The organism is Rhodopseudomonas sp. (assembly GCF_013377015.1).
Lineage (GTDB): Bacteria > Pseudomonadota > Alphaproteobacteria > Rhizobiales > Xanthobacteraceae > JARJEH01.
On record NZ_JACABA010000003.1, the window covers coordinates 269528 to 295651 of the forward strand.

Below are 26124 nucleotides of genomic sequence, written 5' to 3' on the forward strand. Positions count from 1 at the left end.
CGCGAGTAGAGGCTGAATATAAGGCGAGGATTCGACCGACTATGCCGGATTTTTGCGACGATATCACCCCGTCCCGGGCGCCCGTCGCGGCGAAACGTCCCGATCCCCGAACGGGCAGGCGCACAAGAAAACGGCCAGGAAAACCTGGCCGTTGAACGAATCGATGAGGACGGGAAACGGCAGCTATTTCGACGCCGTGGGCAGCGGCTGCGGATTGTCAGCCAGCGTGCGGAGGTAGCCGATGACATCGGCGCGCTCGCTGTCCTTCGCGATGCCTGCAAAGCCCATCGCGGTTCCCGGGACGTAGCCCTTCGGATTGGCAACGAAGTGGTTCAGCTCTTCATAGGTCCATTTGCCGCCCTTGGCCTTCATCGCGGCGGAGTAATTGAACCCTGGCTCGGCGGCGCGATCACGGCCGACGATGCCATAGAGGTTCGGACCGACGCGGTTGGGGCCGCCCTTCTCGAAGGTGTGGCAGGCCGCGCACTTCTTGGCGGCTCCCATGCCTTTTTCCACCGACGCGGTCTGCAGCAGCTTCTCGATCGGCTCCGACGGCGCGGCTGCGGCTGAGTCCTTACCGGCGGGCGGTGCCGCTTCCTTCACGGCGATTTCAAAACCGGGCTTGCCCGCCTTGGACGGGGTGAAAATCGCCTGTGCGGCGAAATTCGACACCAGCAGGACGAGGCAAGTGCCGAGAATGGCGCCGAGCACTTTATTGAGTTCGAAGGAGTCCATGTCGGTCCGGCTCCGGATCGGTAAGGCCAGCTGGCCTGGCTTCGGATTAAGTATCGTAGGCATTCGCAACTAGACTTTAGTTGCGATCAGATAACGGTTTGCCGCTGCTCTGGCAACCCGTATAAATGCGGCGCGTTTCCATACCTTCAGCAGCCTGATACCGCCCCGATTCGGGCTCTGCTGTCAGCCTGATTTTGCACAGCCGGGTCCAGATCCTGTACCTATGACTGAGACCCAGACCCTCGTCCTGATCCCCGCCCGGATGGCCGCCACGCGACTGCCGGGCAAGCCGCTGCTCGACATCGCCGGCCTGCCGATGATCGTGCACGTGCTGCGCCGCGCCGAGGCGGCGGCGATCGGCCGGGTCGCAGTGGCCACCGACACCCCGGAAATCGCCGACATCGTGCGCGCGCATGGCGGCGAAGCAGTGATGACGCGCGCCGATCACCCCTCGGGCTCGGACCGGATCTACGAGGCGTTACAGACTCTCGACCCTGGCAGGACGATCCAGACCGTGATCAACCTGCAAGGCGATTTCCCCACCATCCAGCCGGAAAATATTGGCGCCGTGTTGGCGCCGCTGGCCGATCCCGCGGTCGACATCGCGACGCTGGCGGCCGAAATCCACACCGAGGAAGAGAGCACCAATCCCAACGTGGTGAAGGTGATCGGCTCGCCGCTGGGGCCACAGCGGTTGCGGGCGCTGTATTTCACCCGCGCCACCGCGCCCTGGGGCGACGGGCCGCGCTACCACCATATCGGGCTGTACGCCTATCGCCGCGCGGCGCTGGAGCGATTCGTCGGCCTGGCCCCTTCGACATTGGAACAGCGCGAGAAACTCGAACAATTGCGCGCGCTCGAGGCCGGGATGCGGATCGACGTCGGCATCGTCGACACCGTGCCGCGCGGCGTCGACACCCCGGCCGACCTCGAAACCGCGCGCCAGATACTGGCAAAGCGCTGAACGACTGCTACAAGGCGCCATGACCAAGACCATGAAAATCGCATTCCAGGGCGAGCCGGGCGCCAATTCCCATATCGCTATCGCCGACGCCTATCCGGCCGCCGAGGCCCTGCCCTGCGCCACTTTTGAGGACGCACTGGCCGCGATCGCCTCGGGCGAGGCCGATCTCGGCATGATCCCGATCGAGAACTCGGTGGCCGGGCGCGTCGCCGACATTCATCACCTGCTGCCGCAATCCGGCCTGTTCATCGTTGGCGAATGGTTCCTGCCGATCCGCCACCAGCTGATGGCGCCGCGAGGGGCCAAGCTCGCCGACATCAAGACCGTGGAGAGCCACGTTCACGCGCTCGGACAATGCCGGCGGATCATCCGCAAATTCGGCCTCAAGCCGATCGTCGCCGGCGACACCGCGGGCTCGGCCCGCCTGGTGGCCGAGCGCGGCGACAAGAGCTGCGCGTCGATCGCCTCGCGGCTTGCCGCCAAGATCTACGGCCTTGAGATCCTCGCCGAGGACGTCGAGGACGAGACCCACAACACCACGCGCTTCGTGGTGCTGGCGCGCGAGCCGCGCTGGGCGCCGCAGGGCTCCGGCCCGCTGGTCACGACTTTTGTATTTCGGGTGCGCAACCTGCCGGCCGCTTTGTACAAGGCGATGGGCGGCTTCGCCACCAACGGCGTCAACATGACCAAGCTGGAAAGCTACATGGTGGACGGCAATTTCTTCGCCACGCAATTCTACGCCGACGTCGACGGCCATCCCGAGGACCGCAACCTCGCCTTCGCGCTGGACGAACTGAAATTCTTCTCGCGCGAATTCCGCATTGTCGGCGTCTATCCCGGCCATCCTTTCCGCGCGACGTTCAGCGAGACGTCGGACTGACCGGCTCTACGACTCCTGTTACGCCGCCGCCCGCTGCAGCTGGAATGCATCTGCCAGCATGCTGTATGACCGCTTGCGCGCTTCATGATCATACACCGCGGTGATCACCATCAACTCGTCGGCCTGGCTCGCGGCAATCATCGGCTGCAACATCTGGAGCACCGTAGCCGGACTGCCGACAAACAATTTGTCGCGATTGCGCGCGATCGAGGCGCGCTCGCTGTCCGTATAGGGATAGGCTAGCGCCTCCTCGACGCTGGGCAGCGGCGAATACTGGCCGCGGTCGCGGCGCAGCCGGTTGAGATCCATCGAACTCGCCAGCCGCTCAGCCTCGTCGTCGGTCTCGGCGACCACCGCCGCCACTGCCAGGATGCCGTGCGGCGTGCTGCGCCAGCGCGACGGCCTGAAATGCGCGCGGTAATGCACCAGCGCGTCGGCGGCGTCGAAGGACGCGAAATGATGCGCGAACGCGAAACCCATCCCGACCTGCGCGGACAATTCGGAGGAGTAGTCGCTGGAGCCGAGCAGCCAGATCGGCGGCAGCGGCACATCGTTGGGCATCGCGATGACGTTGTTATAGGGGTGGCCCGGCGGGAAACCGCGAGTCTCCCACAGCGTCAGCTCCTGCAGCCGTTCGAGAAAATCATCGCCCTCGCGTACTTCGAGCCGGCGCCGCAGCGCATGCGCGGTGGCCTGATCGGTGCCGGGCGCGCGGCCGATGCCGAGATCGATCCGGCCCGGAAACAGCGCTTCCAGCATCTTGAACCGTTCGGCCACCATCAGCGGAGCGTGGTTCGGCAGCATCACGCCGCCGGATCCGACTCGGATGTGCTTGGTGACCGCGGCGATCTGCCCAATCATGATGTCGGGCGCGGGGCTCGCCACCGACGACAGATTGTGATGCTCGGCCAGCCAGTAGCGGACATAGCCGAGTGCATCGGCGTGGCGCGCCAGATCGATAGAGTTGCGCAGCGCCGCGGCGGGCGGGGTTCCGGTGGTGACCATCGAGAGGTCGAGGATGGAAAGTGGGATCATCCACCCAAGTTAGGGCGCAGACTGCCGGAGGCAATGGTACTTTCGCGCAGGGCATACCCGCCTTTTTCATCGCCGCGGGACGGTCGCCGGGCCTCCGGGCGCGATGGGCAGAAAATGTATTTGAATCTTTTATTTGATGTAGCCCATTCCGAGTTACCTCCTCATTCGCGTCGATTTCGCGATATATTCTACCTATAAGACCGAATATTTGGAGAGAACTTCACTCCATTTACCCACTATACCATCACAGACATCCGAAAATTTCGATCATTTAAGATAAGTTGGGCAATTTCCCATTGTAATTTCGCACGGATGGGCTGGCCGGTCTGGGCGGTTCGGCCTAATTTAACGAGACCGTCCTAGACCCAATTGCTCGGTCGCGGGGGCGATTTTGCAGCCGAACCGCCGAGTTCGTAGCCAGCCTGGAGCTTGAGGTGACATGAGCGACGTGCCGCACCGACTGCCGGCGATCTCCTTCGAGTTCTTTCCGCCGAAGACCGACGAGATGGAGCGCAGCCTCTGGGAGTCGATCAGCCGGCTGGCGCCGCTGGCGCCGAATTTCGTCTCGGTGACCTATGGTGCCGGCGGCTCGACCCGCGAGCGCACCCACTCCACCATCGTCCGACTGCTGAAGGAAACTGACCTTACTCCCGCTGCACATCTGACCTGCGTCGGCGCCTCGCGCGGCGAGGTCGACGACGTGGTGGCGCATTATCACGAGGCCGGCGTGCGCCATATCGTGGCGCTGCGCGGCGATCCCGCGACCGGGATCGGCACCGCCTACGTGCCGCATCCCGACGGCTACAAGACCTCGGCCGAGCTGGTCGCCAGCATCAAGAAGCGCTTTCCCGATATCGACGTCACGGTGTCGGCCTATCCGGAGAAGCATCCGGAGAGCGCCAGTTTCGACGTCGATCTCGACGCGCTGCAAGCCAAGATCGATGCCGGCGCGACCCGCGCCATCACCCAGGTGTTCTTCGACAACGATCTGTACTTCCGCTATCTCGACCGGGTTCGCGCCCGCGGCATCGCCATCCCGATCCTGCCCGGCATCATGCCGATGCACAATTTCAAGCAGGCCCGCGCCTTCGTGACCCGCGCCGGCACCACGGTGCCGGATTGGCTGGCGGAAAAATTCGAAGGCCTCGACGACGACGCCGAGACCCGCAAGCTGGTGGCCGCGGCAGTCGCCGCCGGGCAGGTGCAGAACCTCGCCAAGCACGGCGTCGACACCTTTCATTTCTACACCATGAACCGCGCGGACCTGGTGTTCGCGATCTGCCATCTGCTCGGGCTGCGCCCGAACGGCGCCCGGAAAGCAGCATGAGTTTGCAACTGAATTCCCCAAGCGCACGGCGCGCCCCCTCTCCCCCATGGAGAGAGGGTCGGGGTGAGGGGGCACGAACGCCAATGATCGTTCGCTCGGCTCAAACACCAACTGCCAGGCGCCTGAGGCGCCAGCCAACGCAGGCGGAGACGTTGCTGTGGCAGCGTCTCCGCAATCGCCAGCTTGGTGGATGGAAATTCAAGCGCCAGTTTCCGATCGACAGATTTGTCGTGGATTTCTGTTGCCCCGAAGCCCGTCTGATCGTCGAACTCGACGGCGGACAACACGGGCAGCAGATCGAGAGCGACGCCGCGCGAACAGAGTTGCTGTCCGCGATGGGCTATCTGGTCGTTCGGTTCTGGAACACTGACATGCTGTCGAACATCGGCGGTGTGCTTGAAACGATTGCCCGGACGATCAGGCCGCATGCGTTCGATCCCCCTCACCCCAACCCTCTCCCCGGTGGGGAGAGGGAGTCGCGCTGAGTATATTGAAAATGATTGCTTCCCAAAATTCCTCCGCTGCCCGAACCGCCCTGCTCGCGCGCGCCGCCGAACGCATCCTCGTGCTCGACGGCGCGATGGGCACCATGATTCAGCAGCTGCAATTCGACGAAGCCGCGTTTCGTGGCGAACGCTACAAGGATTTTCATCGCGACCTCCGTGGCAACAACGACCTCTTGATCCTGACCCAGCCGCAGGCGATCGAGGATATCCACGCGCAATATCTGCGCGCCGGCGCCGACATCGTCGCCACCAACACCTTCTCCTCGACCTCGATCGCGCAGGCCGATTACGATCTGTCGTCGATCGCCTACGAGATGAGCCGCGAAGGCGCACGGCTGGCCCGCAACGCTGCGATCCGCGTCGAAGCCGAGGACGGCAAGCCGCGCTTCGTCGCCGGCGCGATCGGCCCCACCAACCGGACCGCCTCGATTTCCCCCGACGTCGGCAATCCCGGCTATCGCGCGGTGACGTTCGACGATCTGCGCATCGCCTATGGCGAGCAGATCAACGGTCTGCTGGACGGCGGCGCCGATCTGCTGCTGGTCGAGACGATCTTCGACACGCTCAACGCCAAGGCGGCGCTGTACGCCATCGCGGAAATCACCGAGGCGCGCGGCATCGACGTGCCCGTCATGATCTCCGGCACCATCACCGACAAATCCGGCCGATTGCTGTCGGGACAATTGCCGGAAGCGTTCTGGAATTCGGTACGGCACGCCCGCCCGGCGACGATCGGCTTCAACTGCGCGCTCGGCGCCGAGGATCTGCGCACCCACATCGCCGACATCGGCCGCGTCGCCGACACGCTGGTCTGCGCCTATCCGAACGCCGGGCTGCCCAACGAATTCGGCCAGTACGACGAGAGCCCGGAATTCATGGCGCGGCTCATCGGCGAATTCGCCCGCGATGGTCTGGTCAATATCGTCGGCGGCTGCTGCGGCACCACGCCGGATCATATCGCGGCGATCGCCGCCGCCGTCGCGCCCTACAAGCCGCGTGTCGTGCCCACCATCGAGCCGCGGCTGCGGCTCTCCGGCCTCGAGCCGTTCGAACTGACGCCGGCGATTCCCTTCGTCAACGTTGGCGAGCGCACCAACGTCACCGGCTCGGCGAAATTCCGCAAGCTGATCACCGCCGGCGACTACAACGCTGCGCTTCAAGTGGCGCGCGACCAGGTCGAGAACGGCGCCCAGATCATCGACGTCAACATGGACGAAGGGCTGCTGGATTCCGAGGCCGCGATGGTGACGTTCCTCAACCTCGTCGCCGCCGAGCCCGACATCGCCCGCGTCCCGGTGATGGTCGACTCGTCCAAATTCGCCGTGATCGAGGCCGGGCTGAAATGCGTCCAGGGCAAGCCGGTGGTCAATTCGATCTCGATGAAGGAAGGCGAAGCCAAATTCATCGCTGAGGCGAAGATCGCGCGGCGTCACGGCGCGGCGGTTGTGGTGATGGCGTTCGACGAGCAGGGCCAGGCCGACACCTTTGCGCGCAAGACCGAGATCTGCAAACGCGCCTATGACATCCTGGTCGGGCAGCTGAATTTTCCGCCGGAAGACATCATCTTCGATCCCAACATCTTCGCCATCGCCACCGGGCTCGAGGAGCACAATAATTACGGCGTCGACTTCATCGAGGCGACGCGCTGGATCCGCGCCAACCTGCCGCACGCGCATATTTCCGGCGGGGTCTCCAACCTCTCCTTCTCGTTCCGCGGCAACGAGCCGGTGCGCGAGGCGATGCATTCGGTGTTCCTGTATCACGCCATCAAGGCCGGCATGGATATGGGCATCGTCAATGCCGGGCAGATGATCGTCTATGACGACATCGATCCCGAACTGCGCCAAACCTGCGAGGACGTCATCCTCAATCGCGACCCCGGCGCGTCGGAGCGGCTGTTGCAGCTGGCGGAAAAATTCCGCGGCCAGGAGAAGCAGTCCAAGGAACAGGATCTCGCCTGGCGCGACTGGCCGGTGGAGAAGCGGCTGAGCCACGCGCTGGTGCACGGCATCACCGAATATATCGACGCCGATACCGAGGCGGCGCGGCTGACCGTGGAGCGGCCGCTGCATGTGATCGAAGGCCCGCTGATGGCCGGCATGAATATCGTCGGCGACCTGTTCGGCGACGGCAAGATGTTCCTGCCGCAAGTGGTGAAATCGGCCCGCGTCATGAAGCAGGCGGTGGCCTATCTAATGCCGTTCATGGAGCAGGAGAAGGCCGACAACCTCAAAGCCGGCATCGTCGGCGACGGCCGCAAGAACGCCGGCAAGATCGTGATCGCCACCGTGAAGGGCGACGTCCACGATATCGGCAAGAACATCGTGGCGATCGTGCTCCAGTGCAATAATTTCGAGGTGATCGACCTCGGCGTGATGGTGCCGGCCTCGAAGATCATCGAGACCGCCAAGGCGGAGAACGCCGACATCATCGGTCTGTCCGGCCTGATCACGCCGTCGCTCGACGAGATGAGCTTCCTGGCCTCCGAGATGCAGCGCCAGGGGCTCAGCGTGCCGCTGCTGATCGGCGGCGCCACCACCAGCCGGGTCCATACCGCGGTGAAAATCGACCCGAACTATCCCGCGGGGCCGGTGGTGCATGTCAACGACGCTAGCCGCGCCGTTGGCGTCGCGTCCTCGCTGCTGTCGCCGGACAGGCGCGAGGCCTATGTGGCGGAGATTCGCGCCGACTACGCGAAGATTTCCGCGGCGCATTTCCGCGCCCAGGCCGACAAGAAGCGGCTGAAGCTGTCGGATGCCCGCGCCAATGCCACCAAGATCGACTGGGCGCAGGCGCGGCCGACCAAGCCCGCCTTCATCGGCACCAGGACCTTCAGCGACTATCCGCTCGCCGAGCTTGCCGACTGCATCGACTGGACGCCGTTCTTCCAGACCTGGGAGCTCGCCGGTCGCTTCCCGGCGATTCTCGACGACGCCAAGGTCGGCGAGGCCGCGCGCGCGCTCTATGCCGACGCCCGCGCGATGCTGGATCTGATCGTCGCCGAGAACTGGTTCACCGCGAAGGCGACGATCGGGTTCTGGCCGGCCAATGCGGTCGGCGACGACATCGCGGTCTATGCCGACGAGCGCCGCGCCACGCCGATCGCGACCTTCCATACGCTGCGGCAGCAGCTGGAGAAACGCGAGGGCCGCGCCAACGCCGCGTTGTCGGACTTCATCGCGCCGCTGTCGACCGGCGTGCCCGATTACATCGGCGCCTTCGTGGTCACCGCCGGGATCGGCGAGGACGTCATCGCCGACAACTTCAAACAGGCCAATGATGACTACTCCTCGATCCTGTGCAAGGCGCTGGCGGATCGCCTCGCCGAGGCCTTCGCCGAGCGGATGCACCAGCGCGTGCGCACCGAATTCTGGGGCTACGCGCCGGACGAGCGGCTCGGCACCGACGACCTGATCCTCGAAAAATATCAGGGCATCCGCCCGGCGCCAGGCTATCCGGCGCAGCCCGACCACACCGAGAAGGCGACGCTGTTCCGCCTGCTCGACGCCGAAGCCAGCGCCGGTGTCAAGCTGACCGAGAGCTACGCGATGTGGCCGGGCTCCTCGGTGTCGGGGCTGTATTTCAGCCATCCGCAGAGCGCTTACTTCGGCGTCGGCAAGATCGAGCGCGACCAGGTCGAGGACTATGCGATGCGCAAGGGCTGGGACGTCGCCGAGGCCGAACGCTGGCTGGCGCCGGTGCTGAACTATATCCCGGCCGCGACTGAGCCGATGCCGCCGCTGGCGCCGGAGGCGCCGCCCGCCAACGATGCGGCGCTGGCGTCGCATCCGCCCGGCTGTACCTGCGCGGTGCACCTGGCCTGGCGTAAGCAGGCGGTGGGGGCGAAATAGAGATTCAGCTTCTGACCTCCGCCGGCACCTCGCCTTTGAACAGCGCCGGCACCACCGGCGGCTGGCCGGTGTCCTGCAGCAGGGTCTGCGCTTCCGGCGTCAGCAGGAAGCGCACGAAGGCGGTCGCCTCTTTCGGATTCGCCGCGGTGCCCGGCACCAGCGCGGCGTTGCGGATCGCCTCGCTCATATTGACGCTGTCGGCAAAGCGAACGATCTCGAGGTCGTTCTTCGCCGCCACCGCGGCGGAATAATACACCACGCCGGCACTGGCAGTTCCGTCCTTCACAGCGCGCACCGTGTCGGGCACCGACGCCGTCGCGCTTGCAGCATCGATGATGGTCTTCGCCAGCTCCGGATGGCCCTCGAGCGCCGCGGCGCGGCTGAGAAACTCGACCGTGCGCGCGGTGGCGAGATCCTTTTCCGCAGCGATCCGCGCCAGCTTGATGCCGGGCTTCGCCAGATCGGCGATCTGACCGATGCCGAGCGGATTGCCCTTCGCGGTGATCACCACCATCTCGTTGCCGGAGAACACCACGTACCAGGACGCCGCGATCCGATCCGAGCCGGCGACAGTCTTGCCGAGCAGGTCCTGTTCGACCACCGCCGGCGACGACGGCGCGAACACGTCACAAACCTCGCCTTTCAGGATTCGCTCGGCGAGCTGCTTCAAGGTGCCTGGTGTCAGTTTCAGCGTGACCTCGGGATTCTTGGCCTCGAATGCCTGCTTCAGCGTCCGCATCGGCCCGGCCAGCGAATCGGCGTGAAACACCTCGATTGCGCCGGCCCAAGCCGTGCCTGGCAGCGCGAGCGCGGCCAGCATCAGCATGACGCGCAGCGGCGCACGGTTCGCTTGTCGCATTGATATCTCCCATCGGCTTGCTGCTTTGACGCCTTGCGGCGCGCCGGCGTCGAGGCCGGCGCCGCAGTCAATCACGACGGCGGCCGACGGCAAAGGGATTGCGCGCCGGCGCCAGACCGAAACCGACCTTGCAGCGGTGCCCTCTCACGCGGGACGAGGTGAACAGAGCTATCCACCATCAGGCTCCAAACGATCGCCGATTCGAATTTCAAACAGCCACACCATTTTCAAACATGCGCATCTATTCCCGCGGCGCGATACGCCCGGGTTTTGCGGTGAACGTCCCCGCCCTCCTAGACGAGGGCGCGCGGAACGCCGGGTGCCCGATGCACCCGCGGCCTCGTGCGCAAAGCAAAAAGCGCACGAGTTCGAAACCACGGTCACACCGGAATCATCCGGCGTTCCGCGCGCGGTGGGTTAACACCTCGTTCGCGCTCTCCCCGGTGGACGGCTGTTTTCGTCACCGCTCGTTTCGGCTGAGAGATCTCCGCTTTCGGCAAAGCGCGGAGCCTCCGCTTCCACATGGCGTCAGCATCGCGACGCCGGGACCACGCGACTTCGGTTCGTCCGCCTCGGCGCGTCGTCTACCGGGCGGTTTGCGGCCGATCCCGCAAAACCCTCCCGGCCGACGCCGAAAGCGTCCACCGCATCCCGCCCCGCAGACCGTGACGATCGCGAGCCGCCCCTCTCAGTGAGGCGGGACAGGCACATGATAAGCGAGTTTTTGGGACCGGGGATAAGCAGGTGACGTTTCTTTTTCAGGACGACCTGTAGCCCGGATGGAGCGCAGCGCAATCCGGGGCAACACCTCGGCAATTGCTGCGTCCCCGGATTGCGCTGCGCTCCATCCGGGCTACGCGCGCTGCAGAGCATTGCGACGAATCGTTTCTGAGCAGAACTATTGATTTCGAACGCCGATCAATGAATGCTAAGTTGTCATTCCCCCTCGTCGCTCGCCAGCACCCCCTTCACCGCCCTGCCCCATCCCGCCAGTTTGCGCTCCCGTGTCGCCGCGCTCATCGCCGGCTTGAAGCGGTGCTCGAGTCGCCAGTTGTCGGCGAATTTCGCCGGCTCCGGATAGACGCCAGCTGATAGTCCGGCGAGATACGCGGCCCCTAGCGCTGTGGTCTCGGCGATCATCGGGCGATCGACCGGGGCGTCGAGCAAATCGGCGAGGCGCTGCATGGTCCAGTCGGAGGCGGCCATGCCGCCGTCGACGCGCAGCACCGTCGAGGCCGCGTCGGCGTCGGGCCAGTCGGCGCGCATCGCGGCCCACAGGTCGTAGGTCTGGTAACACACGCTCTCCAGCGCGGCGTGCGCCAACTCGGCCGGGCCGGTGTTGCGCGTGAGCCCGAACAAGGCGCCGCGGACGCGCGGATTCCAGTACGGCGCGCCGAGGCCGACGAAGGCCGGCACCAGATAGACGCTTTGCAAAGAGTCTGATTGGTCGGCGAGCGGGCCGGTCTCGGCGGCCTCCTTGATGATGTGCAGGCCGTCGCGGAGCCATTGCACCGCGGAGCCTGCGACGAAGATCGAGCCTTCCAGCGCGTAGGTGCGGCTTCCCGCCAGCTGATAGGCGATGGTGGTGAGCAGCTTGTTCTTCGACGCCACCGGCGTCGAGCCGGTGTTGAGCAAGGCAAAGCAGCCGGTGCCGTAGGTCGATTTCATCATGCCGGGCGAAAAGCAGGCCTGGCCGATGGTGGCGGCCTGCTGGTCGCCGGCGATGCCGCGGATCGCGATGCTGCCTCCGAACCATTCCGGCTCGCTGTCGCCGAAATGATGCGACGAGTCCTTCACCTCGGGCAGCATCGAGCGCGGCACCCGCAGCAGCTGCAACAGATCGCGGTCCCATTCGCCGGAATGGATGTTGAACAGCAGCGTGCGCGAGGCGTTGGTGGCGTCGGTGGCATGGACCCGGCCGCCGGTCAGCCGCCACAGCAGATAGCAATCGACGGTGCCGAACAACAATTCGCCGCGCTCGGCGCGGGCGCGTGCCTCCGGCACGTGGTCGAGAATCCACGCCACCTTGGTGCCGGAAAAATACGGATCGACGATCAGCCCGGTTTTTTCCGAGACCATCGGCTCATGGCCGTCGGCTTTCAGCGCGGCGCAGATCTCGGCGGTGCGGCGGTCCTGCCAGACGATGGCGCGGTGGATCGCCTGCCCCGTCACGCGGTCCCACACCACCGTGGTCTCGCGCTGATTGGTGATGCCGATCGCAGCGATCTCGGAGGCTTTGACGCCGGCCTTCTGCATCGCCTCGCGGCAGGTCGCCAGCGTCGAGACCCAGATGTCCTCGGGCTCGTGCTCGACCCAGCCCGAGGCCGGGAAATGCTGCGGGAATTCCTGCTGCGCCGAGGCGGCGATCGAGATATCGCCACGGAACAGGATCGCGCGCGACGAAGTGGTGCCCTGATCGATGGCCAGCACGAATGACATGAGGTTTCTTCCCGGAAGGTGGATCGAGCGACGGTTTTGACCGACACCACCCGATCGCGCCAGCGCCGTCAATATCGGCAGCGCGGCTACCGTGCTGCACAATGAAAGTCCTTCAAATTACCGCCGGACTGTGGTTTCTGGCTATGACCGACACCGGACGAAAGTACCTTCGCCGCCGATGGACCCGTCACTGAAAATCGTCATCGTCGACGAGAACCCGGTACGCGCCGCGATCCTCACCGAGGGGCTGCGCGAGGCCGGCATGACGCAGATCATGCATCTGGCGGCCACCACCAATCTGCTGGCGCGGGTTTACGAGATCGACCCCGACGTGATCCTGATCGACCTCGAAAGTCCGAGCCGCGACATGCTGGAACAAATGTTCCAGGTCAGCCGGATCGTGAAGCGGCCGATCGCGATGTTCGTCGACCAGAGCGACAGTGCCTCGATCCAGGCCTCGGTCGACGCCGGGGTCTCGGCCTATATCGTCGACGGGCTGAAAAAGGAGCGGATGAAGCACATCCTCGACCTGTGCATCTCGCGCTTCAACGCCTTCGCGCGGCTGGAGGGCGAACTCGACCGCGCCCGCAATGCGCTGGAAGACCGCAAGGTGATCGACCGCGCCAAGGGCATTCTGATGAAGGCCAAGGCGCTCAGCGAGGAGCAGGCCTACATCCTGCTGCGGACCACCGCCATGAACGAGAAAAAGAAGATCGCCGAGATCGCCCAGTCGGTGGTCACCGCGTCGGAGATCCTGAAATGAGTACGCGCTTGCGGATCGGGTTCATCCCGCTGGTCGACGCGGCGGCGCTGATCGTCGCCGTCGACAAGGGGTTTTGCGTCGCGGAGGGACTCGAGGTCGAGCTGGTGCGCGAGATCTCCTGGGCCAATGTCCGCGACAAGTTCAATATCGGCATCTTCGACGCCGCCCACCTGCTGGCGCCGATGGCGATCGCCTCCAGCCTCGGCATCGGCCACGTCAAGGTGCCGGTGATCTCGGCGTTCGGGCTCGGCGTCAACGGCAACGCCATCACGGTGTCGCCGGCGCTGCATGCGGCGATCGCGGCGGCCGCCGACGGCGACGTCACCGATCCGATGGTGTCGGCGCAGGCGCTGGCGCGGGTGGTGGCGACGCGCAAGGCCGCCGGGCTGGAGCCGCTGACTTTCGGCATGACGTTTCCGTTCTCCAGCCACAATTACGATCTCCGGTTCTGGATGGGCGCCGGCGGCGTCGATCCCGACGAAGACGTCCGCCTGGTGGTGCTGCCGCCGCCTTACATGGTCGAGAGTCTCGCCAGCAAGCATCTCGACGGCTTCTGCGTCGGCGCGCCGTGGAATTCGGTGGCGATCGATCTCGGCATCGGCCACATCCTGCATTTCACCTCGGAGCTGTTCCAGCGCGCCGCCGAAAAGCTGCTGGCGGTGCGAGCGCCGTGGGCGGCGGAGCATCCCGACCTGCTGGCGCGGCTGGTGCGCGCCCATATCCGCGCCGCCGATTTCATCGAGGCTGAGGCCAACCGCGACGAGGTCTGCGCGCTGCTGACCGCGCCGGGCCGCATCGAGGTGACGCCCGAACTGATCCGACGCACGCTCGACGGCCGCCTGAAGGTAGCGCCGGACGGCAGCATTCGCTCCACCGACCGCTATCTGCTGGTCGGCCGCAACGGCGCCGCGCGACCCGATCCGGTGCAGGCGGCGTGGTACTACGCGCAGATGGTGCGCTGGGGCCAGGCGCCGCTGTCGGCCGACCTGCTCGAAGCCGCCCGTGCGGTTTGCCGGCCCGATCTCTACGACGCCGCGCTTGGCGCCACCGCCGCGCCATTGCCGGCGTCCGAACCGGCCGATGGCGTCGGCGAATTCACCGGCGCGGCGTTCGACCCGGACGACATCGCCGGATATTTGGCGGGGTTCAAGATCCGGCGTTGAAAGGCCATTGTCATTCCGGGGCGCGAGCCCTTGGGCGAGCGAACCCGGAATCTTGCAGCACGTCGTGGAGCAAGATTCCGGGCTCGCTCACAGCTGAAGCTGTTCGCGCCCCGGAATGACGGTTTTTCGATTCTGAGGCGCATCGCCGCGCCAGCAAAACACCCCTGCCCGATTTTGTTGCATTGCACATTTTGGAGTCAGACTGCCCAAGGCGGTCGCGCTTGGTGGGCCGCAGCAGCCGCGCAGCTAGACCGCATTATTTTACCAACCATCTAAAATACAAAGATTATTTTGACCTGCAAATGATTGGCATGAAACTCGCATCATAACTTGTCGACGGCGCCTCACGGTGCCCGACCATTATCGATGATCTGACAGCAATGCCGCTGTCCTGGGTGCCCGCCATGCGGTGTCCAGGCTGCGGCTTTTTTGTTTTCAGCCCTCGAAGACGACACGGCGAACCACGGCACAACCGGTCACGCGACCACAACAGGGAACATCGCACCGATGACGAACACGAAGGACAGCACGGGAAAACTCAGCCGCCGCCAGATCCTGAAGGCCGGCGCCGGCACCGCGGCACTGCTCGCCGCCGCGAAACTGAATTTCCCCGCCGGCGCCTTCGCGCAAGGCGCGGGGCCGGAAGTCACCGGCGCCAAGCTCGGCTTCATCGCGCTGAGCGACGCCGGTCCGCTGTTCGTCGCCAAGGACAAGGGCTTATTCGCCAAGCATGGCATGCCCGACGTCGAGGTGCAGAAGCAGGCCTCGTGGGGCACCACGCGCGACAATCTGGTGCTCGGCTCCGAAGGCAACGGCATCGACGGCGCCCATATCCTGACCCCGATGCCGTATCTGATCTCCTCCGGCAAAGTGACGCAGAACAATCAGCCGACCCCGATGTACATCCTGGCGCGGCTCAATCTCGATGGGCAGTGCATCTCGGTGGCGAAGGAATATGCCGACCTCAAGCTCAGCGTCGATTCCTCGCCGTTCAAGGTCGCGCTGGAAAAGAAGAAGGCTTCCGGCAAAGCGATCAAGGCGGCGATGACGTTCCCGGGCGGCACCCACGATCTGTGGATCCGCTACTGGCTCGCCGCCGGCGGCATCGACCCCGACAAGGACATCGAAACCATCGTGGTGCCGCCGCCGCAGATGGTCGCCAACATGAAGGTCGGCACCATGGATTGCTTCTGCGTCGGCGAGCCGTGGAACGGCCAGTTGGTGCATCAGGAGATCGGCTACACCGCCGTCACCACCGGCGAGCTCTGGAACAAGCATCCGGAGAAATCGCTCGGCATGCGCGCCGCCTTCGTCGACAAATATCCGAAGGCCGCGCAGGCTATCACCATGGCGGTGATGGAAGCCCAGCAATGGGCCGACAAGATGGAAAACAAGGACGAACTCGCCGCGATCATGGGCCGGCGGCAGTGGATCAACTGCCCGGTCGAGGACATCGCCGATCGCTCCAAGGGCAAGTTCGACTACGGCACCGGCAAGGTGGTCGAGAACAGCCCGCACATCATGAAGTACTGGAGCGACCACGCTTCCTATCCGTTCAAGAGCCACGACCTCTGGTTCATGACCGAGGACATCCGCTGGGGCAAATACGCGCCGGACTTCGACTCCAAGACGCTGGTCGGCAAGGTCAACCGCGAGGATATCTGGCGCGACGCGGCCAAGGCGCTAGGCGTCGCGGCCGCCGATATCCCGGCGTCGACCTCGCGCGGCAAGGAGACCTTCTTCGACGGCAAGGTGTTCGATCCGGAAAATCCCGCGGCCTATCTGAAGTCGCTGACGATCAAGCGCATCGAAGCGTAACGCACGGCGGACCGCGTTCGCGCGCGGTCCGCTCCCCACATCACCCGGAGATGCACCCGATGACGATGCCAGCGATCAGTCCCGACAACGTGAAAATGCTGCCGACCACGGCCGCCCCCGTGGTGGCGATGCGGCCGAAGCGAGCGCCGCGCGCCGACAGATTTCTCAAGATCGCGCGCGCCACCGCGGTCCGGGTGATCCCGCCGCTGATCGTGCTGGCGCTGTTGATGCTGTTCTGGGAACTGGTGTGCCGGCGCGCCGGCTCGACGCTGCCGCCGCCGTCGAAAGTTTTCAAGGACACCAGGGAACTGATCTTCGATCCGTTCTTCGATCATGGCGGCATCGACAAGGGGCTGTTCTGGCATCTGTCCGCCAGCCTGCAGCGCGTCGCCTACGGCTATTCGCTGGCGGCGATCGCCGGCATCGCGCTCGGCACCCTCGTGGGCCAGTCGGTGTGGGCGATGCGCGGGCTCGATCCGCTGTTCCAGGTGCTGCGGACGATCCCGCCGCTGGCCTGGCTGCCGCTGGCGCTGGCCGCATTCCGTGACGGCCAGCCCTCGGCGATCTTCGTGATCTTCATCACCTCGATCTGGCCGATCATCATCAACACCGCGGTCGGCATCCGCAACATCCCGCAGGATTATCGCAACGTCGCCGCGGTGGTGCAGCTCAATCCGCTGGAGTTCTTCTGGAAGATCATGCTGCCCTCGGCGGCGCCCTACATCTTCACCGGATTGCGGATCGGCGTCGGCCTATCCTGGCTGGCGATCATCGCGGCCGAGATGCTGATCGGCGGCGTCGGCATCGGCTTCTTCATCTGGGATGCCTGGAACTCTTCGCACATCAGCGAGATCATCCTGGCGCTGTTCTATGTCGGCATCATCGGCTTCGTGCTCGACCGCGCCATCGCGGGGCTCGGGTATCTCGTCACCCACGGCACTTCGGCGAATTGAAGGGACCTGTCATGAAGCCATATCTGAAGCTCGATCACATCGACAAGACCTTCACCCGCGGCAATGCCACCACCGAGGTGCTGAAGGACATCAACCTCAACATCGCACGCGGCGAATACGTCTCGATCATCGGCCATTCCGGCTGCGGCAAGTCGACGATGCTCAACATCATCGCCGGCCTGACCGGCGCGTCGATCGGCTGCGTGCTGCTGGAAGACCGCGAGGTGAATTCGCCCGGCCCCGATCGCGCCGTGGTGTTTCAGAACCACAGCCTGCTGCCGTGGCTGACCGTGTACCAGAACGTCCAGCTCGGCGTCGACAAGGTGTTCGCCAAGTCGAAGAGCAAGGCCGAGCGCGAGGCCTGGATCCTGCACAATCTCAATCTGGTGCAGATGACGCACGCCAAGGACAAGCGGCCGTCGGAAATCTCCGGCGGCATGAAGCAGCGCGTCGGCATTGCGCGTGCGCTGGCAATGGAGCCGAAGGTGCTGCTGCTCGACGAGCCGTTCGGCGCGCTCGACGCGCTGACCCGCGCGCATCTGCAGGACTCGGTGATGGCGCTACACCAGAAGCTCGGCAACACCATCGTGATGATCACCCACGACGTCGACGAGGCGGTGCTGCTGTCGGATCGCATCGTGATGATGACCAACGGCCCCAGCGCCACCATCGGCGAGGTCCTCGACGTGCCGTTGACGCGGCCGCGCAAGCGGCTCGATCTGGCGACCGACCCGCTTTATCTGAAATGCCGCAAACGCGTGCTCGAGTTCCTCTACGAGCGGCACCGCTTTGTGGAGGCGGCGTAGCCTTCGTCATTGCGAGCGAAGCGAAGCAATCCAGCTCTTAACCCCGTAGCATTGGATTGCTTCGTCGCTTCGCTCCTCGCAATGACGAAACTCATGGCCTGATTCAAGGAACAAGGAGAATCTAGTGACCCCCGACGAAATCAAGCTGGTTCAGCAAAGCTTCTCGAAGGTTGCGCCGATCTCGGAACAGGCCGCGGCATTGTTCTACGGCCGCTTGTTCGAGATCGCGCCCGAAGTGAAGCCTATGTTTCACGGCGACATCCGGGAACAGGGCAAGAAGCTGATGGGCACGCTGGCGGTGGTGGTCGGCGGCCTGACCAATCTCGAAGCGATCCTGCCGGCCGCCAGTCGCCTCGCCAAACTGCATGTCGACTACGGCGTCAAGGCCGAGCACTACACGCCGGTCGGCGCGGCGCTGCTGTGGACGCTGGAGCAAGGGCTGGGCGACGGCTGGACTCCGGAGCTCGCGAGCGCCTGGACCGCGGCCTACACGACGCTGTCCGGCTACATGATCTCCGAAGCCTACGGCGTTCCGGCATGAGCGAATCCCTCGTCATCATCGGCAATGGCATGGCGGCGGTGCGGCTGGTCGAGGAACTCGCCAAATCCGCGCTCGGCCGCTACGCCATCGCGGTGATCGGCGAGGAGCCGCGTCTGGCCTATAACCGCGTGCTGCTGAGTTCGGTGCTGGCGAAGGAAGTCTCCCGCGCCGAGATCGAATTGCGGCCGGCACAGTGGTGGCGCGACCGCGGCGTGACGCTGCTGTACGGCCAGACCGCGACCGCGATCGACGCCGATATCAGGCGCGTGAAGCTCGCCAGTGGTGCGACGCTGCCCTACACCAAACTGGTGCTGGCAACCGGCTCGAAGCCGATCCGGCTCAACGTGCCCGGCATGGCGCTGCCCGGCGTGCTGACGTTTCGCGATCTCGCCGATGTCGTCGCGATCGAGCAAGCGGCGGCCGGTCACAAGAAGGCGGTGGTGATCGGCGGCGGCTTACTCGGGCTGGAAGCCGCCTATGGCCTCGCCAAGGCCGGCGCCGATGTCAGCGTGGTGCACTTGATGGACCGGCTGATGGAGCGCCAGCTCGATCCGCGCGCCGCGATGATGCTGAAGCGCGCGGTCGAGGACAAGGGCATCGCGGTGCATCTCGGCGCCGACACCACCGGCATCATCGGCACCGACCGGGTCGAGGCGGTGAGCTTCGCCGACGGCAGCCGGATCGACGCCGATCTCGTCGTGGTCGCCGCCGGCATTCGTCCCAATGTCGAACTCGCGCGCAGCGCCGATCTGGCAATCGGGCGCGGCATCGTCGTCGGCGATCATCTGCAGACCAGCAAGGCCGGGATCTATGCGATCGGTGAATGCGCCGAGCATCGCGGCAATTGCTACGGGCTGGTCGAGCCGGCCTATGAGCAGGCCCGCGCGCTGGCGTCGCATCTCGCAGGCCGCGACGGCGCCTATCACGGCAGCGTGCTGGCGACCAATCTGAAAGTATCGGGCGTCAGCCTGTTTTCCGCCGGCGACTTCATCGGTGCGCCGGGCACCGAACAAATCGTGCTGTCCGATCCCGGCGTCGGCTCCTACAAGAAGCTGGTGATCGCCGACGACCGTCTGGTCGGCGCGGTGCTGTTCGGCGATACCGCCGACGGGCTGTGGTATCTCGACCTGATCCGCTCCGGCCAATCGATCGCGGCGATCCGCGACGTCATCATGTTCGGCCGCGCGCTGGCCGAGCGTTCTCCCGTGCTGGCGGCGTGAGGCGATAATGGGCAGCGAATTCAGCATCGACCAGAAGCGCTATCTCGAAGGCTTCGCCTCCGGCGTCACCGCGGCGCGCGCCGCGCGAGGCACCCTGCCCGCCAGCACCAACGCGCCGACGGGTCCGGATGCCATCCACATCGCCACGCAGGACCGCGTCACCGCGGCCGGCGGCAAGCTGGTCGATCAGGAGAAATGGAAGCGCGAGGAGCATCCGTTCGACGCCCATGCGCGGCTGAAGCAGCAGGCGCGTGCCAACGCGACGCCGAAGCCGGCCGACAACTTCCGCTGGCGCTATTACGGGCTGTTCTATGTCGCGCCGACGCAGAATTCCTATATGTGCCGCTTAAGGATTCCCAACGGCATCATGAAATCCTGGCAGATGGCCGGGCTCGCCGAGCTCGCCGATTCCTGCGCCGGCGGCTATTCCCACGTCACCACCCGCGCCAATCTGCAGCTGCGCGAGATCGAACCGAAGCACGTGGTCACGTTGCTCGAGGGCATCGAGAGCCTCGGCCTGTGGACGCGCGGCTCCGGCGCCGACAACATCCGCAACGTCACCGGCGACGCCACCGCGGGGATCGACCCGCAGGCGCTGCTCGACACCCGGCCCTACGCCCGCGAATGGCATTTCCATATTCTCAACGAGCGAGCGCTGTACGGCTTGCCGCGCAAGTTCAACGTCGCCTTCGACGGCGGCGGCGCGATTCCGACGCTGGAAGACACCAACGACATCGCGTTCCAGGCGGTCGAGATCAAGGACGGGTTCGGCGCCGAGCCCGGCGTGTGGTTCCGGCTCGCGCTCGGCGGCATCACCGGCCACAGGGATTTCGCCCGCGACACCGGCGTGATCGTGCGGCCCGATCAGGCCACGCAGGTCGCCGACGCCATCGTGCGGGTGTTCATCGAACACGGCAACCGCACCGACCGCAACAAATCGCGACTGAAATACGTGCTCGACGCCTTCGGCTTCGAGAAATTTCTGGGCCTGGTCGAGGACAGGCTCGGCCGCAAATTGCTGCGCGTTGCGGCCGAGGCGGCGCTGCCGCGGCCGGCGCAGGACCGCTCCGCGCATATCGGCGTGCATCGGCAGAAGCAGGACGGGCTGAACTGGATCGGCGTGCTGCTGCCGCTGGCGCGGCTGACTTCGGATCAGATGCGGGCGCTGGCGAAGATCGCGCAGGATCTTGGCGACGGCGAGATTCGCCTCACGGTGTGGCAGAATTTGCTGATCAGCGGCGTACCCGATAGCAACGTCGCGCTGGTCAAGGCCGCGGTCGAACAGATCGGCCTCTCGATCGCCGCCAGTGCGATCCGCGCCGGGCTGATCGCCTGCACCGGCGCCACCGGCTGCCGCTTCGCCGCCGCGCACACCAAGGAGAATGCCGAGCAGATCGCGCAATGGTGCGAGCCGCGAGTAGCGCTCGACACCCCGGTCAACATCCACCTCACCGGCTGCCATCATTCCTGCGCGCAGCATTACATCAGCGACATCGGCATGATCGGCGCCAGGGTGGAGGTCTCCGAAGAGGAAACCGTCGACGGCTACCACATCCATCTCGGCGGCAGTTTTGGCGAGGGCGCTACGATCGGCGCCGAGATTTTCCGCGACGTCAAAGCCACCGACGCGCCGCGCATGGTCGAGCAGATACTGCAGGTCTATCTGGCGCGGCGGTCTTCGCCCGACGAAACCTTTCTGGCGTTCACCCGGCGGCACGACGTCGCCACCCTGAAAGAACTGTTCGCCGTGGAGGCGATGGCATGACCATGACCCTGCCGCCGCCGATCCCCTCGTTGGTGCCGGACACCGCGCCGTTCTCCGACGAGCAGCGCGCCTGGCTCAACGGCTTCTTCGCCGGCCTCGTCTCGCTCGACGGCAGCGGCATCACCGCGCTGTCGAGCGATCAGGCCGCTGCCCTGCTCGGCGGCGCGCCGGCCGGCAACGACGACGATGACGGCGGCGCGCCGTGGCACGACCAGACCCTGCCGATCGCCGACCGGATGCAGATGGCGGAGCAAAAACCGCTGCGCTGGAAATTGATGGCCGCGATGGCGCAGCAGGATTGCGGCCAGTGCGGCTACGATTGCAGGAACTACTCCGGCGCGATTTTCGCCGGCAAGGAGACACGGCTGAACCTGTGCGTGCCGGGCGGCAAGGACACCACAAGGATGGTGAAGGCGCTGGCCGAGCAGATCGGCGCCACACCGGCCGCCGCGAGCGCGCCGTCGCGCGACGCCGCGCCGGTCGCCGTGTTGCCGCCGGCCGGCACCTCGCGCGACAATCCGGCGACCGCACGGGTACTGTCGCGCAAGCGCCTCAACAAGCCCGGCTCCGAGAAGGAGACCTGGCACGTCGAATTCGACCTCGCCGACAGCGGCATGGACTACGTGGTCGGCGATTCGTTCGGGTTGTTTCCGAGCAACGACCCGACGCTGGTCGATCTGGTGATCAAGGCGCTCGCCGCGCCGCCGGATTTTCCGATCGGCGACCGCACCCTGCGCCAGACGCTGACCGACGGCGTATCGCTGTCGCCGGCGCCCGACATGCTGTTCCAGCTGATCTCCTACATCACCGGCGGCGACAAGCGGAAGAAGGCCCGCGCGCTGGCCAATGGCGAGGACCCCGATGGCGACGCCGCCACGCTCGACGTGCTGGCGGCGCTGGAAAAATTCCCCGGCATCCGGCCCGATCCGGAAGCGCTGATCGAGGCGCTCGACCCGTTGCAGCCGCGGCTGTATTCGATCTCGTCGTCGCCGAAGACCGTGCCCGGACAGGTGACGCTGACGGTCGATACCGTGCGCTACAAGATCGGCAACCGGCGGCGGCTCGGGGTCTGCTCGACCGGCCTCGCCGAACGCGTCGCGCCCGGCGACGCGGTGAAGGTCTATGTGCAGAAGGCGCATAATTTCGCACTGCCGGCCGATCCCAACGTGCCGATCATCATGATCGGCCCCGGCACTGGCGTGGCGCCGTTCCGCGCCTTCCTGCACGAGCGGATGGCGATCGAAGCGCCGGGCCGCAACTGGCTGTTCTATGGCCATCAGCGCTCCGCCACCGACTTCTTTTACGAGGACGAGCTAAAGGCGATGAAGGCTTCCGGCGTGCTGACGCGGCTGACGCTGGCGTGGTCGCGCGACAGCGCCGAGAAGATCTACGTGCAGGACCGGATGCGCGAAGTCGGCCGCGACCTGTGGTCGTGGCTGACCGACGGCGCCATTCTGTATGTCTGCGGCGACGCCAAGCGGATGGCCAAAGACGTCGAACTGGCGCTGGTCGATATCGTCGCGCAGCACGGCGCGCGCAGCCAGGCCGAAGCCATCGCCTTCGTCACCGATCTGAAGAAGCATGGCCGCTACCAGCAGGACGTCTATTGATGAACGCCTTGCCGCAGCATCCGCCGGCGGTACGCACGACCTGCGCCTATTGCGGCGTCGGCTGCGGCATCCTGGCCCGGCCCGACGGCCAGGGCGGTGCGACCATCGCCGGCGATCCGGACCATCCGGCGAACTACGGACGCCTGTGTTCGAAGGGTTCGGCGCTCGGCGAGACGCTTACGCTGGAGACGCGGCTGCTGCATCCGATGCTGCGGCAACCCGACGGCGCGCTGGCACAGGCAACGTGGGACGAAGCGATCGGCGCGGTGGCGAGCGGCTTTGCGGAGACTATCGCCAAGCACGGCCCGGACTCGGTGGCGTTCTATCTGTCGGGGCAATTGCTGACCGAGGATTACTACGTCGCCAACAAGCTGATGAAGGGATTTTTGGGCAGCGGCAATGTCGACACCAATTCGCGGCTGTGCATGGCGTCCTCGGTCACCGGCCATCGTCGCGCCTTCGGCACCGACACCGTGCCGGGCAGCTATGCCGACCTCGACGAGGCCGACCTGATCGTGCTGGTCGGCTCCAATGCCGCCTGGTGCCATCCGGTGCTCTACCAGCGCATGCTTGCCAACAAGCGCGCACGCGGTGCGAAGATCGTGGTGATCGATCCGCGCCGCACCGCGACGGTGGAGGACGACGATCTGTTCTTGCCGGTCGCGCCCGGCATGGACACAGCGCTGTTCAGCGGCTTGCTGGTGCATCTCGCCGACGCGCTGGCGTTCGACTACGACTACATCGAGGCCCACACCACCGGCCTGACCGAAGCGCTGGTGCGCGCCCGCGAGATCGCGCCGGACCTCGCCGCGACCGCGCGTGCCGCCGGCATTGCCGAGGCCGACGTCGCGCGCTTCTTCGACTTGTTTCGCACCACCCAAAAAGTCGTCACCTGCTATTCGCAGGGCGTCAACCAGTCCGCGCAGGGCACCGACAAGGTCAACGCCATCATCAATTGCCACCTCGTCACCGGCCGGATCGGCAAGCCCGGGATGGGACCGTTCTCGCTGACCGGGCAACCCAACGCGATGGGCGGCCGCGAGGTCGGCGGGCTCGCCAACCAGCTCGCCGCCCATATGGACTTTTCGCGCGACAACATCGATCGCGTCGGCCGATTCTGGCGCGCATCGAACATGGCGCAGCGCGAGGGCCACAAAGCGGTGCAGATGTTCGAGGCGATCGCGCGCGGCGAGATCAAGGCGCTGTGGGTGATGGCGACCAACCCGGCGGTGTCGCTGCCGCGCGCAGGCGCTGTGCGCGCGGCGCTCCAGAAGCTCGACCTGCTGGTGATCTCCGACAACGTCGCCAGCAACGACTCCATCAATTGCGGCGCGCATGTGCTGCTGCCCGCCGCCGGATGGGGCGAGAAGGACGGCACCGTCACCAATTCGGAGCGGCGGATCTCGCGGCAGCGGCCGTTCCTGCCGCTTCCCGGGCAAGCGCGGTCGGACTGGTGGATCGTCAGCCAAGTGGCACAGCGGATGGGATTCGCCGACGCCTTCACCTACGACTCCGCCGGCGACGTGTTCCGCGAACACGCCGCATTGTCGGCGTTCGAGAACAATGGCGCGCGCGATTTCGACCTCGGCGCGCTGGCCGCGCTGAGCGAAGAGCAATTCAACGCATTGGATCCGGTGCAATGGCCGGCGCGCGCCGGACAGCCGCTGGGCGAGTCGCGCTTCTTCGCCGACGGCGGCTTCTTCACGCCGGATCGCAAGGCGCGGCTGATCGCGCCGCAGCCGCCAGCGCCGCGCGCGGCGACTTCCGCGGAGTTTCCGCTGACGCTGAACACCGGCCGAATCCGCGACCAGTGGCACACCATGACGCGCTCCGGCCTGAGCCCACGGCTCGGCGCGCATCTGCCCGAGCCGTTCGTCGAATTGCATCCGCGCGATGCCGAAGCCTTTGGCCTCAGCGATGGCGGTTTCGCACAACTGACGACCGGCTACGGCAAATGCGTGCTCAAGGTCGTGCTCAGCGACGGCCAGCGGCCGGGCTCACTGTTCGCGCCGATCCACTGGAGCAATGCCACCGCCTCCAGCGCGCGGGTCGGCGAGCTGGTGACGCCGGCGACCGATCCGCTGTCGGGGCAGCCCGAGGCCAAGGCGACGCCCTGCGCGATCGCGCCGCTGTCATTCGCGTTTCGTGGTTTCGCGCTGGCGCGACACAAACTGACGCTACCCGACGGCACCTGGTGGTCGCGCGTCGCTGTCGGCAGCGGCAGCGGCCTGCTGTTCGCCAGCAACGATCCGCCGGCGGCATGGCGCGCATGCGCGGCTGCGATGTTCGGCGCCGATGTCGAGCTGGCCGAATATGTCGATGAACCGCGGCAGAGCGTTCGCGTCGCGGCCTTTGTCGAGGGCCGCATGGTCGGCTGCCTGTTTGTCGGCCCGGCCGAGGCCGCGCCGCAATGGGACGCGGTGAAGGCGCTGTTCGAATCCGAAGCGCTGGGAGATGCGCAGCGCCGCGCGGCGCTGTCGGGCAAATCCACATCCGGCCTCGCCGACCCCGGCCCCGTGGTCTGCGCCTGCTTCGGCGTTGGCCTCAACACCATTCGGGCCGCGATCGAAAGTGGCGAGGCGACCAGCGCCGAGACGATCGGCGTGGCGCTGCGCGCAGGCACCAATTGCGGCTCATGCCTGCCGGAGCTGCGCAAGATCGCCAGCGCGGCGAAGGTGGCGACGACGGCATGAGTGCATTCTTTTCCCTCCCCCCTTGTGGGGAGGGTGGCCGGCCGAAGGCCGGTCGGGCGGGAGTGACGCGGGCACTACGACTCGTCGCCCCCCCACCCCGACCTCCGTTGCACGCCGACGCTGCGCCTCGGCGCTTCGCTCGGCCGACCCTCCCCGCAAAAGGGAGGGATGACCGCAGCGCAGTGCGCGAGAGGAC

Annotated in this window: 19 protein-coding genes; 15 read left to right on the forward strand and 4 right to left on the reverse strand. The window is 65.7% G+C overall.

What is annotated here, in order from left to right; genetic code table 11:
- Positions 1 to 183 precede the first annotated feature (183 nt).
- Positions 184 to 735, reverse strand: coding sequence for a cytochrome c family protein (locus HXX15_RS16435; protein WP_296517389.1), 552 nt, complete (start codon positions 733 to 735; stop codon positions 184 to 186).
- 223 nt (positions 736 to 958) lie between these two features.
- Here HXX15_RS16435 and HXX15_RS16440 point away from each other — a divergent pair, with 223 nt between their 5' ends.
- Both HXX15_RS16440 and HXX15_RS16445 read left to right on the forward strand, forming a co-directional pair.
- Complete coding sequence (locus tag HXX15_RS16440; protein WP_296517390.1) at positions 959 to 1699, forward strand: 3-deoxy-manno-octulosonate cytidylyltransferase; 741 nt, start codon at positions 959 to 961, stop codon at positions 1697 to 1699.
- A 19-nt stretch (positions 1700 to 1718) separates the two neighbouring features.
- Complete coding sequence (locus HXX15_RS16445; RefSeq protein ID WP_296517391.1) at positions 1719 to 2579, forward strand: prephenate dehydratase; 861 nt, start codon at positions 1719 to 1721, stop codon at positions 2577 to 2579.
- A gap of 18 nt (positions 2580 to 2597) precedes the next feature.
- On the opposite strand, the gene HXX15_RS16450 is transcribed toward HXX15_RS16445, so the two are convergent.
- Positions 2598 to 3614 (reverse strand): LLM class flavin-dependent oxidoreductase, encoded by a 1017-nt coding sequence (locus tag HXX15_RS16450; RefSeq protein ID WP_296517392.1) that lies wholly within the window; start codon positions 3612 to 3614, stop codon positions 2598 to 2600.
- Positions 3615 to 4053: 439 nt separating this feature from the next.
- Between HXX15_RS16450 and metF the strand changes: the two genes are divergently transcribed.
- From metF to metH, 3 genes are all read left to right on the forward strand, one after another.
- Positions 4054 to 4941 carry a methylenetetrahydrofolate reductase [NAD(P)H] gene (metF, locus tag HXX15_RS16455; protein ID WP_296517393.1) on the forward strand — a complete coding sequence of 296 codons (888 nt, stop codon included), beginning with the start codon at positions 4054 to 4056 and terminating at the stop codon, positions 4939 to 4941.
- Positions 4942 to 5024: 83 nt separating this feature from the next.
- Positions 5025 to 5426 carry an endonuclease domain-containing protein gene (locus HXX15_RS16460; RefSeq protein ID WP_296517394.1) on the forward strand — a complete coding sequence of 134 codons (402 nt, stop codon included), beginning with the start codon at positions 5025 to 5027 and terminating at the stop codon, positions 5424 to 5426.
- A gap of 11 nt (positions 5427 to 5437) precedes the next feature.
- Positions 5438 to 9298 (forward strand): methionine synthase, encoded by a 3861-nt coding sequence (metH, locus tag HXX15_RS16465; protein ID WP_296517395.1) that lies wholly within the window; start codon positions 5438 to 5440, stop codon positions 9296 to 9298.
- Positions 9299 to 9302: 4 nt separating this feature from the next.
- Here the strand turns inward: metH and HXX15_RS16470 are convergent, their stop codons facing one another.
- Complete coding sequence (locus HXX15_RS16470; RefSeq protein ID WP_296517396.1) at positions 9303 to 10157, reverse strand: extracellular solute-binding protein; 855 nt, start codon at positions 10155 to 10157, stop codon at positions 9303 to 9305.
- A 936-nt stretch (positions 10158 to 11093) separates the two neighbouring features.
- A complete protein-coding gene (glpK, locus tag HXX15_RS16475) occupies positions 11094 to 12596 on the reverse strand; it encodes a glycerol kinase GlpK (RefSeq protein ID WP_296517397.1) in 1503 nt (500 codons plus the stop codon).
- Positions 12597 to 12774: 178 nt separating this feature from the next.
- On the opposite strand from glpK, the gene HXX15_RS16480 reads away from it, so the two are divergent.
- The 10 genes from HXX15_RS16480 (at position 12775) to HXX15_RS16525 (ending at position 25928) form a co-directional block, all read left to right on the forward strand.
- Positions 12775 to 13359 (forward strand): ANTAR domain-containing protein, encoded by a 585-nt coding sequence (locus HXX15_RS16480; protein WP_296517398.1) that lies wholly within the window; start codon positions 12775 to 12777, stop codon positions 13357 to 13359.
- A complete protein-coding gene (locus tag HXX15_RS16485; protein ID WP_296517399.1) occupies positions 13356 to 14522 on the forward strand; it encodes a CmpA/NrtA family ABC transporter substrate-binding protein in 1167 nt (388 codons plus the stop codon). Before HXX15_RS16480 ends, HXX15_RS16485 begins: the two co-directional genes overlap by 4 nt.
- Before the next feature lie 507 nt (positions 14523 to 15029).
- Positions 15030 to 16340, forward strand: coding sequence for a CmpA/NrtA family ABC transporter substrate-binding protein (locus tag HXX15_RS16490; protein ID WP_296517400.1), 1311 nt, complete (start codon positions 15030 to 15032; stop codon positions 16338 to 16340).
- A gap of 59 nt (positions 16341 to 16399) precedes the next feature.
- Positions 16400 to 17293: a nitrate ABC transporter permease gene (ntrB, locus tag HXX15_RS16495; RefSeq protein WP_296517401.1), complete on the forward strand. Its 894-nt coding sequence runs from the start codon at positions 16400 to 16402 to the stop codon at positions 17291 to 17293.
- Positions 17294 to 17304: 11 nt separating this feature from the next.
- Positions 17305 to 18099, forward strand: coding sequence for an ABC transporter ATP-binding protein (locus tag HXX15_RS16500; protein ID WP_296517402.1), 795 nt, complete (start codon positions 17305 to 17307; stop codon positions 18097 to 18099).
- 124 nt (positions 18100 to 18223) lie between these two features.
- Entirely contained in the window at positions 18224 to 18640 is a 417-nt protein-coding gene (locus tag HXX15_RS16505; RefSeq protein WP_296517403.1) for a globin family protein, read from the forward strand.
- Positions 18637 to 19860: an FAD-dependent oxidoreductase gene (locus tag HXX15_RS16510; RefSeq protein WP_296517404.1), complete on the forward strand. Its 1224-nt coding sequence runs from the start codon at positions 18637 to 18639 to the stop codon at positions 19858 to 19860. Before HXX15_RS16505 ends, HXX15_RS16510 begins: the two co-directional genes overlap by 4 nt.
- 7 nt (positions 19861 to 19867) lie before the next feature.
- Positions 19868 to 21625 carry a NirA family protein gene (locus HXX15_RS16515; protein WP_296517405.1) on the forward strand — a complete coding sequence of 586 codons (1758 nt, stop codon included), beginning with the start codon at positions 19868 to 19870 and terminating at the stop codon, positions 21623 to 21625.
- Positions 21622 to 23235: a sulfite reductase subunit alpha gene (locus HXX15_RS16520; protein ID WP_296517406.1), complete on the forward strand. Its 1614-nt coding sequence runs from the start codon at positions 21622 to 21624 to the stop codon at positions 23233 to 23235. Before HXX15_RS16515 ends, HXX15_RS16520 begins: the two co-directional genes overlap by 4 nt.
- Positions 23235 to 25928, forward strand: coding sequence for a nitrate reductase (locus HXX15_RS16525; protein WP_296517407.1), 2694 nt, complete (start codon positions 23235 to 23237; stop codon positions 25926 to 25928). The genes HXX15_RS16520 and HXX15_RS16525 overlap by 1 nt, the downstream gene beginning before the upstream one ends.
- Positions 25929 to 26124: the final 196 nt, after the last annotated feature.